The organism is Nocardia asteroides (assembly GCA_019930625.1).
In the GTDB taxonomy this organism is placed as follows: Bacteria; Actinomycetota; Actinomycetes; order Mycobacteriales; family Mycobacteriaceae; genus Nocardia; species Nocardia sputi.
On sequence record CP082844.1, the window covers coordinates 1,367,778 to 1,380,032 of the forward strand.

Consider the following 12,255-nt stretch of genomic DNA (forward strand, 5'->3'; position numbering starts at 1 on the left):
TGTCGACCCGATCGCGGCACCCGTTCGCGGCGCGGCCGAGACCCCCTCCGACCCGCTCGACGGGACCGCTTCCACCCATCTGACCCGGCTGGTGCGCGACACCGCCGCGGCCGCGGGAGTCGGGCCCGACCTGCTGGCCGCCATTCCCGGCACCGATGACGCGACGCTGACCGGCGAGTTGAACCGGATTCCGCTGAGCTCGGTGATCCGGCTGTGGGACCTGCTCGCCCGCACCGCACCCGAACCGGGCGCCGGGCTCGCCGTGGCCGCCGCCGCACCGCTCGGCACCCTCACCACCTGGGACTACCTGGTCACCAACGGGCCGACGCTGGCGGATTCGCTGCGCACCGCCCAGCCCTACCACCGCCTGGTCACCGCGGCCCCCGAACGCTTCGATCTCGGCGAGGACGGCGCGCTGACCGTCGCCTTCCACACCACCGCCCCGGACCCCGCGACGGTCTCCGTGGTCACCGAATACGTGCTCGCCTACTACCTGCGCCGCGCCCGCGAAGCCACCGGCCGTCTCGTGGTCCCCGAACGGGTCGTCCTCAGTCGCTCCGCGCCGCCCGGCCACCGGATCCTCACCGAGGCGTTCGGCACCGCACGTATCGACTTCGACGCTCCCTTCGACGCGATCACCTTCGCCGAAGCCGATGCCCGAGCGCCGCTGGTACGCGCCGATCCCCGACTGGCGGAACTGCTGCGCAGCCACGCCGACCTGGTGCTGGCCGCCGCCCGGCCGATCCCGGGACCACTGGAGTCCTTGCGGCTGGCGATCGCGGCGGCGATCGATGACGGCGATGCCTCACTCGGCGCCCTTGCCCGCAGACTGACGGTGAGCACCCGCACTCTGCAACGCCAACTGGCCGAGCAGGGCACCACGTGGAGCAAGGAATACGACCGCGTCCGCTACGAGCGGGCGCGCACCCTGCTGACGGAGGGACGGCTGACCACGGCCGCGATCGCGGGGCGGCTCGGGTTCGCCGACGACCGCGCGCTGCGCAAGGCCTATCAGCGGTGGAGCGGCTCACCGCCGTCGCGGGCCAGAGGGCGGTAGCGCTTCCTGCCAGGTCTCTGATCGCCCGGCGCGTCCGGACCGGTTGATGGCGGCGGAGGACCTGGGCGCGGGACCTCGGCGCTCATAGCGTCGTCGGTGCCGGATCGCATCCGGCGAATCCTGAACAACCGGCCGCCCCGCGGCCGTACGAAAGGCACCGCCATGACCCTCCCGCTCACCGCGCGTGAGTTCCACCTCGCCGCACGCCCGACCGGCGCGCCGACGGCGGCGAACTTCGCTCTGGTCGAACGCCCGATCCCCGAACTCGCCGAAGGACAGATCCTGGTGCGCAACACCTGGATGTCGGTCGACCCGTACATGCGCGGCCGGATGGACGACCGTCCGTCCTACATCCCGCCGTTCCAGGTGGGCGCGGCGCTGGAAGGCTCGGCGGTGGGCGAAGTGATCGCCTCGGCATCCGGCATCCCGGTCGGCGCGACCGTCACCCATTTCGCGGGCTGGCGCGACTACTCGGTGGTCGACGCCGCCACCGCCACGCCGGTCGACACTTCGCTCGCCGCACCGCAGCACTATCTCGGCGCACTCGGCACCACCGGCTTGACCGCCTATGCGGCGCTGACCGATGTCGCCCGGGTCGATTCCGGCGACACCGTGTTCATCTCCGCGGCGGCAGGCGCGGTCGGCAGCGTCGCGGGGCAGATCGCCAAGAAGCTCGGCGCGGCGCGGGTCATCGGGTCAGCGGGCGGCGCGGCCAAGACCACCCTGCTGCTCGACGAGTTCGGTTTCGACGCCGCCATCGACTACCGAAAAGGTGACCTCGCCGGACAGTTGACGTCGGCTGCCCCCGAAGGCATAAACGTGTATCTCGACAGCGTCGGGGGGGAACACCTGCGCGTCGCGGTAGAGGCCATGCGGCCCACCGGCCGCATCGCGCTGGTCGGCGCGGTCAGCGGGTACAACGGCCCCACCGCCGAAGCGGGCCCCGACCTGTATCTCGCCGCGACCAGGGAGCTCTCGCTACGCGGCATGCTGGTCAGCAGCTATTTCCCGATCTTCGGCGAGTACATCACCAAGGCCGCCGGCTGGCTGACGGACGGCACCCTACGCACCAGGCACACCGTGTACAACGGCCTGGAACAGGCCCCCGCCGCATTCCTCGGCGTCCTCTCCGGCGCCAACACCGGCAAAATGCTGGTCCGGCTGGCGTAATCCCCCGACTTGTCTCGCGAGCGGCACAGGGCGGCTGCGGCAAGCTGGGTCGAGGACTATTGCGAGGGCGACTACAGGTGCGTCACACGCTGGGGACGCTACCCCAGCAGGTCGGTCGTGAGCCGGTCAGGGCGCAGAGGGCGTTGAGTGCCGCTTCCAGCAGATAGCCCGAGCCGGATGAGGATCCGGAATCGACCGGCGACGCTACCGAACCAGCGGTAGCGGGTTGGCCGGGGAAGGCCGACGCGGCAGGGGCTCCGGCCACGGCCAGCGTCAACCCGATGATGACAGTTGTCACAGCCCTGTGGAGACGGGTGCGGGTGGTTTCGGTTCGCATGGTGTTCGACCATGCGCCGCCGAATCGAGAATCACAAGCCCCTATTAGATACGGCTGGCTTCGCGCCGGACGACGGACTAATAGTTCCGGTAAGACCGGCACGGGCACGACACAATCCCCGACATGTCTCGCGAGTGCTACATGGCTGTGGCAAAACACGAGTAGGTCCTACGGCGATGTGCCTCCATGGCAGGGTTCGGTGGGACCACCTGGCTGGGTGGGGGCGAGGCGTCGGCGCGGCCGACGGGTGTCGATGCGAGATTCGGCCCCACCCGCAGGTGATCGGGCTCAGTTCAGCAAGCGGTCACAGACACTCGCGTCCGCCCCACGACCGTAGGCCCGTTCGATATCGGAGTAATCCGGATCGACTTTGTCCAGATAGTATGGAATCAAGGCCGCCTCGACGGTGCCGCATACCCACTTTTCACCGGTCGCACTGTTTTCCATTTGGAAAGTGATCATGTGCCAACCGCCCAGTGGGGCACCCCCCGAGGAAGTGCATTCGCGGCCTTTCACGGATCCGAAATGCGGTTCGTCGAGCGTGTATTTGCAGGTGTAAGTCGGCAGGGCTTGCGCGGCAGCGGTGGCGTCGGTCATCAGACAGGCGGTGGCGGCCAGCACGAGTGCGGGCAGCCCGAGGCGGAACAGGGGAGTCGTGATCATCGTGTTTCTCGTTCCGAATAGAAATCGGCAATTATCAGAAGAGGCGGCTCGCATGCTGCATCGTTTGCGTCGCGCGGTCAGATCGGGCGGCAGTTGCTCGCGTCGACCCCGGCGTTGAGCACCTGCTCCGCGTCGTACTGAGACATTCCCGGGTGGATCGGATTGTCGAGGTACACGAATGCGGCGCCGCAGTCCCATTTCTCACCGGTGAGGCCGTTTTCCATCCTGACGGGGTGGAAATAAATATCGTCCAGCGGGGCGCCCGGTGACGCCGTGCATTTGCGCCCCCTCATGGAGTTCAATACTACGAAGTAGTGCTCGATGTGCGTGTATCGGCACGTGTAAGTCGGCAGCGGGTTTTGCGCCGCTGCGACCGGAGTCGTCGCCGGACCGGCAACAGCGGCCAGCACGAGCGCGGGAAGCCCCAGGAGGGCGAGGCGGGTGGTGATCATCAAGGCTCCGTTCGACATCGAAATCACTGCCGCAATGGAAATCCGGCCGCACAGTCCGAGTCTTGTCAAGTTCTCGTACCGACCGGCGGATTCGCGATCACACTCGCCGATCAGCCTTGCGAAATCCTTAACGACAGGTGAAGAGGCCGACCGGTATCGCTGCCGTACAGACCATTTCCTACCGCAGCGCATTCGACATCCTCCCGATACGATTGCGCCGCTCAGAGCAACGGGTCCAGCCTTGCTGAAATCGCCTCGGCTACATTGCCGTCGGTACCCGGATCCGCCCATGCGGTTCCGCATCACCTGTGGCCTTCAATTCCTCCACACCAGCGCGGCGGCGCGCCGGAAGTTCTCACCGAATACCGCCGCCAGATCCGCAGCGGTGAACCCGCGCCGGGCCAGCGCCTCGGCGAGGGCGGGCACGTCGGCGGCGCCGAGCAGATCCTCCGGCGGAACCCACTGCAACGGACCCCATTTCGTGTATGCCTCGGAGAAGGCGTGCGGATTCTGCCGCATTTCGGCGTTGAAGTCCTCGGCGTCGAAGGAGTAGTCCGAACCGATCCCGATGTGCTCGATTCCGACGAGTTCGGCGCCGTACTCGATGTGCCGCGCCATCGCCTCGATCCGTTCGGCACGCTCGCCAGGAGCGTTGCGGCCGAGAAAGATTCCCACGCCGTTGATCCCGATCACGCCGCCGGTCGCCGCGCAGGCTCGCGCCTGCTCGTCGGTGATATTGCGCGGATGCTCCCACAGCGCGGCGAAGTTCGAGTGGCTGTAGATCATCGGGACGACACTCAGCTCGGCGATCTCCAGCCCGGTGCGCCGGGAACAGTGCGACCCGTCCGCGAACATCCCGGCTTCGTTGAGCGTGTGTACGAGGTCGCGCCCGTACCCGGTGAGTCCGGTGTCCTCGGTGTCCAGACACCCACAGCCCGCGGCGTTGGCGTGGTTGTAGGTGGGCAGCAGCGAGCGCACGCCGAACTCGTAGAACCGCGCGACGTTGTCCAGGTCGCCGCCGAGCGGCCCGGCGTCCTCCAGATCGAACGCCAGCCCGATGGTGCCGGGATCGCCGATGTCGTCCACGGTGCGGACCAGGCGGAACCGGTCGTCCGCCTGCGCCTCCCGGCGGAAACGGCGCAGCAGGGCCAGAGAGTCGTCGGTCGACTGCCGGGAGTACCCGACGTTCACCGACAGGTAGGACCCGGCCGGGTAGCGCGCGAGGTCGCCGATGCGCGCGGCGGGCGACAGCGGTAGACAGCAGTGCTGCTCCCATAGCAGTGGTGGCAACCTCAGCAGTGGTGGCAACCTCGAACCTCCTGGTCGGATCGGCCTCGGAGCAGCGATCCTACTGTCCGGTCGCAGCGGGCGTCCGCAGACAGCAAACGATGAGCCCCGATGCGCCACACAGTGGCCGAGTTGCCGCGTTCGACAACGCTTTTGGGTCGCTGCAGCTGTAACAGGGCGCCCGCGATGACCGATGCATATTACGCATCAATACTCCTGTGCCCCGAAGGCGGTGCGGCCATGCGTCGCTTGCTTCTCCTGTTCTTCTCCTTCGTGACATTCGCCGGTCTCTGGATCGCGCCCGTCCCCGCCTCCGCCGCCCCGGAGTGCGCCTCCGGCTGGGGCTCGATCCCCAAGGTGAGCCAGGCACGAACGCCCGCGCCGCTGACCGGCGTGCGCGCCGGGCGGCACGACTGCTTCGACCGCTTGGTCTTCGACATCGCCGGGCCCGCGACGGGCTACCACGTCGGCTACGTCGAGCGGGTGGTCATGGACGGCTCCGGCGCACCTGTCCCGTTGCGCGGCGCGGCGTTCCTGAGCATCACCGTCAACGCCCCCGCCCACGACGACGCGTTCACCCCCACCTACAACCCCGCGAACCGGGCCGAACTCGCCGACGTGCGGGACTACCGGACCTTCCGCCAGGTGTCGTGGGCCGGTTCCTTCGAAGGCCAGACCACGGTCGGTCTGGGTACGCGCGCCCGGTTGCCGGTCAAGGTGCACACCCTCGGCGGGCCGGGCAACGGATCGCGCGTCGTGGTGGACGTAGCGCACTCCTGGTGACCCCGCCGCGGCAGGGCTCGGCAACAATGTGGGGATGAGCGGCGTTGAGCAGAACGTGACCGACCCCTACCTCTGGCTCGAAGAAGTGACCGACGAGCGTGCCCTGGACTGGGCCCGCGCGCACAATGCCGTCGTACATGCCCGGTTCGCCGAATCCGATCGCTTCCGCGAACTGGAGCGCCGCATCCTCGACATGCTCGACACGGACGCCAAGATCGCCTACCCCGGCCGCCGCGGCCGCTGGCTCTACAACTTCTGGCGGGACGCCGAGCACCCGCGCGGCCTCTGGCGGCGCACCACGTTCGCCGAGTACGCCAAGGACGCGCCGGACTGGGAGGTGCTGATCGACGTGGACGCGTTGGCCACCGCCGAGGACGAGAACTGGGTGTGGGGCGGGGCCGGGGTGCTGCGGCCCGAACAGTCCCGCGCGCTGATCAGCCTGTCGCGCGGCGGCGCGGACGCCAAGGTGGTGCGCGAGTTCGACATCGAGCGCAAGGTATTCATCGATCCGGCCGACGGCGGCTATTTCCTGCCCGAGGCCAAGTCGGAGATCCGCTGGATCGATATCGATTCGGTGTACGTGGGCACCGACTTCGGCCCGGGCTCGCTGACCGATTCGGGGTATCCACGGATCGCGAAGCTGTGGCGCCGCGGCACCGCTCTGGCGGAGGCGAAGACCGTCTTCGAGGGCGAGCCCGGTGACGTCGCGGTCTCGGCGGGTTACGACCGCACTCCGGGTTACGAACGGCACTACGTCGGCCGCGCCACCGACTTCTTCAACGAAGAGGTCTACCTGCTCGAGGAAGACGGCACGCTGCGGCATCTCGACATCCCGAGCGACGCCAGCGAATCCTGGTACAAGGATTGGCTGCTGGTGCGGCTGAAGTCGCCCTGGGAGGTCGGCGGCGCGAGCTATCCCGCGGGTGCGCTGCTGGCCACCGACTTCGAGAAGTTCCTGGCCGGCGCGCGGGAATTCGAGGTTCTCTTCACCCCCGACGCGCACACCGCGCTGCACGGCTACGGCTGGACCGAGAATCACCTGTTGCTGGTCACGCTCGAGGACGTGCAGACCGAGCTCTACGTGCTGACCCCCGGTACGGAGGGCTGGCGCCGCGAACCGCTGGCCGACAGCCCGTCGATGGCGACCACCAGCGTGCTGAACCTCGACCCGCTGGAGGGCGGCGACGAGTTCATGTTGAGCACCAGTGGATTCACCACTCCGGCGACGCTGCTGACGAGTTCGGTCGGCGGGCGTACCGAGCGGCTCAAGCAGGAGCCCGGGTTCTTCGATGCCGACGGAGTCGAGACCGAGCAGTTCTTCGCCCGCTCCGACGACGGCACCATGGTGCCGTACTTCGTGATCCGGCGCGGTGACCGCAAAGACGTTCCGGGACCGACGGTGATGTCCGGCTACGGCGGCTTCGAAGTGTCGCGCACCCCCGCCTACAGCGGCGCGTCGGGCATGGGCTGGCTGGAGCGCGGCGGAACGTGGGTGATGACGAATATCCGCGGCGGCGGCGAGTACGGGCCGCAGTGGCACACCTCGGTGCAGAAAGCCAACCGGCACAAGGTCTACGAGGACTTCTCCTCGATCGCCGAGGATCTCGTCAGGCGCGGGGTCACCACCGCCGATCAGCTCGGCGCGGTGGGGGGCAGCAACGGCGGACTGCTCATGGGCGTGATGCTGACCCGCTACCCGGAATTGTTCGGCGCGATCGTCTGCCAGGTGCCGCTGCTGGACATGAAGCGCTACCACCTGCTGCTCGCGGGGGCCTCGTGGATGGCCGAGTACGGCGACCCCGACAAGCCGGAGGAATGGGAGTACATCAGCAAGTACTCGCCCTACCAGAACGCTCGCGCCGACCGCGCCTACCCGCCGATCCTGCTCACCACCTCCACCAGGGACGACCGGGTGCACCCCGGCCACGCCCGGAAAATGGCCGCGCTGCTGGAGGAGCAGGGCCACGAGTTCTGGTATCACGAGAACATCGAGGGCGGTCACGGCGGCGCCGCCGACAACAAGCAGTCGGCTTTCCAGGCGGCGCTGATCTACGAGTTCTTCACGCAGATGTTGATCGAACGCCGCGCCTGATCAATCGACGCGCCTGATCAATCGACGCAGCCGTGCGCAGTCCGTTCCGTTCCCGCGCACGGCGCGGCGGCCTGCGCACGGTCCAGCGAAGGCGCAGGTTGGGCTATCGGTCGCGCAGCCACTTCTCGATCTGGTCGACGGTGCTGGTGTACTGGCGGATCCAGCCGTTGTGGCCCAGCGGTTCCGGCTGACGCCAGCGCGTCACCTCGGCGTTGGGCAGCTTCTCCAGCAGGTGCTCGGCGGAGCTGGGCGGGGTGAGGTCGTCGCCGGTCATCGTGATCGACAGCACCGGCAGTTTCAGCCTGGCGATGCGTTCCTCGTAATCGATGTCCGCGCCGACGGGTACGAACCGGCCGGTGCGCGCCAGCCGGGCCCAGTCCGAGATCAGGACCTTGGACTGGCGACCGAAACCCATCGACACGCGGTCGCCGGGCCAGAAGCCCGCCAGGTTCGCCGTCAGCGACATCGCCGCGGTGCCGACCAGCATGCCCGGACCCGAAAGTCCCCGGTAGCCACGGTAATACGGGGTGCCCGACGCCACCAGGATCAGCCCGCCCAGCCTGCCCCGGATGCGCGCGGCGTACATGACGCCGAGCTGGCCGCCCATGCTGTGACCGAGCAGGTAGGGCGTGCTGTCCGGGAACTGCTCGCGGACCACCTCGAAGATCGCGGGGAAGTCCACCGAGACCAGTTCGTGGTAGCCGAAGGTGCTGGCGGAACTCGGCCTCGGCCTGCTGTCGCCGTTGCCGCGCATCTCGCCGATCGCCACGTCGAATCCACGCGCCGCCAGACCCGAGGCGAACAGTTCGTAGTAACCCCCCGGAACGCCGAGCCCGGGCACAATCACCAGGACCGGGCGCGGTGCGTCGGGGGTGACCGGGTGCCGGTGCGCGCCCTCGGCGGGTATCAACCGCACCGGAACCGTGGTGCCGTCCGGCATCTGGATCGGAACTGTCTGCATGTTCGCACGCTACCGCGCCCGTCGCCCCTGGTCGCGCAGGCCGGGACGCTAGGCGCGGACCGCGCCGATGATCACTCTGCTCAGCACCCGGATGACGTCGTCGAGCGGCGGGCGCGGCTCCGCGCCGCTCCACGAGTCGACCACGTAGTTGACGGCGCCGATGGTGGCGAGCATGCGCATCTCGTAGTCGCCGGTGGGTATCTCACCGTGCAGCGCGGCGTCTTCGGCGGCGCCCGCCAGCAACGAACCCCACTCCCGGCGCACCGCGAGGCGGAACTTCTCCACCTTCGGGCCCGCCCCGACCACTTCGACCAGGGCGACGCGCGCCTTACGCGGATCGGATCCGAGGGATTCGACGTAGGCGCGCACGGCGGCGTCGATGACGTCCAGCGCCTTGGCGCCGGACTTCGCGTCCAGCGCCTTCTTCACGGCGTCCCGCGACTCCCGGTCGATCTGCTCGTAGAGTTCTAGGAGTAGCGACTCGCGACCGGTGAACTCCTCGTAGAACTGTCGCGAGGAGAGTCCGGCGTCCTTGCAGATGGCGCCGACCGAACTGTTGGCGTAGCCGTCTCGTGCGAAGACCGTCAGGCCTGACTCCAGAAAACGCGCACGCCGCTGACGCTGCCGGTCCTCGACGGGTTGCCCGGCATACATTCGACCTGTATTCGCATCCTGTGACATTGGGGCAGACAATACAGAAGGGCCCGAACTCATCGTCATCGATCGGGCCCTTCGTTACAACCCTCGGCGGACCAACAATTAGCCGAAAGTTGGCTGAGCAGTTGCTACCTCATTGATCGGTCGCCGAGCCTGAGCCCGGCGACCATAGTAGCCTGCGCACTAGCACGCTCATCAGCGGATCGAACATCCGGCAACTCCGATCTGACCGTTGAACTTTCCTTGTCACTGGCTATTTGCCGAAACAGACCATACCGAGACACCTTGTGATTGCGGGCAATTTTAGAGGGAAACTGTAGAATTTTTTGTTCCATTCCGATTCGTCGGTTACGGCCGGTTCGCCCACTTTGTCGGAACACCCAATAATTCCGGCAGCGCGGCCACGGAATCGAGAACGTGATCGGGCGCGCGGTCGGCCGAAGCGAGCACACCGGACCGGAACTTTCCGGTGCGTACCAGGACGCCGGTCAAACCCGCGTCTTGCGCCGCAAGCACATCCGAGTGCAGGTCGTCACCGATCATCAGGACTTGCGCCGGGTCCAGGCGCATCAGCGCCGCGGCGGTCCGGAATCCTGTCGCGGCCGGCTTGCCGACCACCTCGATACGGGCGTTGCCCGCCGCTTCCAAGCCGGGTAGGTAGGCGCCCGCGTCGATGCGCAGACCCTCCGCCGTCGCCCAGGTCAGCCCGCTGTGCATGGCGACGACGGGCACGCCGTCCAGCATCAGTTCCGCCACCCGGCTCAGCGCCGCATGGGTGAATTCCGGTCCGGCTCCGCCGACCACGACGACGTCGGGATGATCGTCGTCGAGCGGCAGACCGGTGAGGTCCGCCGCGATGTCGCCGTGATTGAGCACCCAGACGGTGGCGTCAGGGTAGCGGCCGCGCACGAACTCGGCGGTCAGGCGTGCGGCGGTGACGATTTCGGCGCCGTCGACCTCGATACCGGTGTCGCACAGGCGTTCCGCGATCTCGGCGCAGGTGCGCGAGGTGGTGTTCGTCAGGAAGGCGCGGCGCAGCCCGCTGTCCCGGATCCGGCGCACCGCGGCGGCGGCGCCCTCGATCTCCTGCCAGGAGGTCACCAGGACGCCGTCGATGTCGTAGAGCACGCCCTGAATCCGATCGCGGTCCGGCATGGCTTCAGCGTACGACCGCCACCCCCGCCAGACGCCGGGAGCCGCGGCTACGAGGCCGGGTCGGGACGGATCGAGTCCAGTCGGTCGGCGCATCGAGTGAGCAGGTCTTGCAACGTCGCTCGTTCGGCGGCGGTGAATTCCTCGGCCAAGGCGCGTTCGACGCGGATCGCGCGGGCGTCCGCCTCGCGCATGAGCGCCGTGCCTTGCTCGGTCAACGTGGTCTCCAGGACGTTCTTGTGCCACGGGTGCGGTGTGCGCTCGATGAGGCCACGGTCTTGCAGATTGCTCAACACGGTGTTCATCGACGGTGGGGTGACGCCGCACAGCCGCGCCAGGGCGGCGGCCGAGATGCCGGGATTCTCGGCGAGGTACAGCAGCGCGGCGTACTGGGGGACGGTGACGCCCGCCGGCTTCAACGCGGCGTTCTTGGCCGCGTTGAGGGATTGCTCGGCACGTTTGAGATACGAGCCGATCCGTTCGGCGGCGGGCATGGACGTCATGAACGCATGCTATCCGCCTGATCTGTTATTCGACCCTTGACTGATATTAGAGTTCTAACTTATGTTCTATGACATAGAATGATGTAAGTCGATTCGATCGCCCTGACCCGAAGAGGTAGACCGATGTCCCACGCCCTGTCCCGCCGCCTGCTGTCGAGCCTGGCGTCCGCGAGCGCCTGCGTCACGCTTGTGGCCTGCGGCGCGAGCGACGCGCCCGCCACCGCCGTCCACACCGCCTACGCACTGCCGGGCGAGCATGTCTACCCGGAGGGCATCGCGGTGGACGAGCGCACCGGCGACAGCTACGTCGGCTCCTACACCACCGGGGCGGTCTACCGCGCGACTCCGAACACCCGTCGAGCCGAGGTCTTCCTGCCCGAAGGCGCCAACGATCACAAAACCGCCAACGGCTTGGAAGTCGACGCGGCGGGCCGGCTCTGGGTCACCGACTCGACCACGGGAGTCGCGGTCTACGACCTCGCGACTCGCGCGCTGCTGGCCGACTTCACCGTGCCCGGCCCCGACCCGCGCTTCGTGAACGATCTCGCCATCGCCCCGGACGGCACCGCGTATCTGACCGACAGCATCCGAGCGGTCGTCTACAGCGTCAGCCCCGACCAACTCGCCGCTGCCAGAGCACAGGGCGGGCGCGGCGAACTGACCCCGCGGTTCGACCTGCGCTCCGCTCTGCCGCCGATCGAACCGGGCGCCTTCAGCCTGAACGGCATCGTCGTCGATCCGGCGGGCCGCTATCTGCTCACGGTCGACATGCCGCGCGGCGACCTCTACCGCGTCGCGTTGACTCCGCAAGCGAGCGCGATCAGCGAAGTCACCCTTCGGGGCGGTGATCTCCGGCAGGGCGACGGCCTCGAACTGCGCGACGGCACGCTGTGGGCAGCGCACAATACGACCAACACCATCAGCCGCTGGACCGTCTCCGACGACGGCGCCACCGCGGCGCTGGCGCAGCAGCGCACCGACGAAGCGCTTTCCATCCCTACGACTCTGGCCCGCGCCGGTGACCGCACCCTGATCGTCTCCTCCCAATTCGACAAGGGCGGTCCGATGGGGCCAGGCAGCCCGCAGACGCCGTTCGCCGTCGTCACCCTCGACGGGATCTGAGCGGAAACGCCGGAAGCCG

Annotated in this window: 13 protein-coding genes; 5 read left to right on the forward strand and 8 right to left on the reverse strand. The window is 67.9% G+C overall.

Annotation, left to right across the window (positions count from 1 at the left end; all coding sequences use genetic code 11):
* Positions 1–10: 10 nt before the first annotated feature.
* Entirely contained in the window at positions 11–1,057 is a 1,047-nt protein-coding gene (locus tag K8O92_06395; protein UAK35483.1) for an AraC family transcriptional regulator, read from the forward strand.
* Positions 1,058–1,219: 162 nt separating this feature from the next.
* The gene (locus K8O92_06400) at positions 1,220–2,227 is read left to right on the forward strand and encodes an NADP-dependent oxidoreductase (GenBank protein UAK33572.1); all 1,008 of its coding nucleotides are present in this window, start codon (positions 1,220–1,222) and stop codon (positions 2,225–2,227) included.
* Between the two features lie 82 nt (positions 2,228–2,309).
* On the opposite strand, the gene K8O92_06405 is transcribed toward K8O92_06400, so the two are convergent.
* The 4 genes from K8O92_06405 to K8O92_06420 all read right to left on the reverse strand — a co-directional run bounded on the left by K8O92_06405 (position 2,310) and on the right by K8O92_06420 (position 4,969).
* The gene (locus K8O92_06405) at positions 2,310–2,525 is read right to left on the reverse strand and encodes a hypothetical protein (GenBank protein ID UAK33573.1); all 216 of its coding nucleotides are present in this window, start codon (positions 2,523–2,525) and stop codon (positions 2,310–2,312) included.
* Positions 2,526–2,852: 327 nt separating this feature from the next.
* A complete protein-coding gene (locus tag K8O92_06410) occupies positions 2,853–3,227 on the reverse strand; it encodes a hypothetical protein (GenBank protein ID UAK33574.1) in 375 nt (124 codons plus the stop codon).
* A 77-nt stretch (positions 3,228–3,304) separates the two neighbouring features.
* The gene (locus K8O92_06415) at positions 3,305–3,679 is read right to left on the reverse strand and encodes a hypothetical protein (protein UAK33575.1); all 375 of its coding nucleotides are present in this window, start codon (positions 3,677–3,679) and stop codon (positions 3,305–3,307) included.
* Positions 3,680–3,994: 315 nt separating this feature from the next.
* A complete protein-coding gene (locus tag K8O92_06420) occupies positions 3,995–4,969 on the reverse strand; it encodes a dipeptidase (GenBank protein ID UAK35484.1) in 975 nt (324 codons plus the stop codon).
* Between the two features lie 237 nt (positions 4,970–5,206).
* Between K8O92_06420 and K8O92_06425 the strand changes: the two genes are divergently transcribed.
* Positions 5,207–5,749, forward strand: coding sequence for a hypothetical protein (locus K8O92_06425; protein UAK35485.1), 543 nt, complete (start codon positions 5,207–5,209; stop codon positions 5,747–5,749).
* 34 nt (positions 5,750–5,783) lie between these two features.
* Positions 5,784–7,841 carry a prolyl oligopeptidase family serine peptidase gene (locus tag K8O92_06430; protein UAK33576.1) on the forward strand — a complete coding sequence of 686 codons (2,058 nt, stop codon included), beginning with the start codon at positions 5,784–5,786 and terminating at the stop codon, positions 7,839–7,841.
* A gap of 103 nt (positions 7,842–7,944) precedes the next feature.
* Here the strand turns inward: K8O92_06430 and K8O92_06435 are convergent, their stop codons facing one another.
* From K8O92_06435 to K8O92_06450, 4 genes are all read right to left on the reverse strand, one after another.
* Positions 7,945–8,802, reverse strand: a complete 858-nt coding sequence (locus tag K8O92_06435; GenBank protein ID UAK33577.1) for an alpha/beta fold hydrolase — start codon at positions 8,800–8,802, stop codon at positions 7,945–7,947.
* Positions 8,803–8,850: 48 nt separating this feature from the next.
* Entirely contained in the window at positions 8,851–9,456 is a 606-nt protein-coding gene (locus K8O92_06440; protein UAK33578.1) for a TetR/AcrR family transcriptional regulator, read from the reverse strand.
* Positions 9,457–9,807: 351 nt separating this feature from the next.
* A complete protein-coding gene (locus K8O92_06445) occupies positions 9,808–10,614 on the reverse strand; it encodes an HAD-IIA family hydrolase (GenBank protein ID UAK33579.1) in 807 nt (268 codons plus the stop codon).
* A gap of 47 nt (positions 10,615–10,661) precedes the next feature.
* Positions 10,662–11,105: a MarR family transcriptional regulator gene (locus K8O92_06450; GenBank protein UAK35486.1), complete on the reverse strand. Its 444-nt coding sequence runs from the start codon at positions 11,103–11,105 to the stop codon at positions 10,662–10,664.
* 132 nt (positions 11,106–11,237) lie between these two features.
* Here K8O92_06450 and K8O92_06455 point away from each other — a divergent pair, with 132 nt between their 5' ends.
* Entirely contained in the window at positions 11,238–12,236 is a 999-nt protein-coding gene (locus K8O92_06455; protein ID UAK33580.1) for an SMP-30/gluconolactonase/LRE family protein, read from the forward strand.
* The last annotated feature ends 19 nt before the right edge of the window (positions 12,237–12,255 follow it).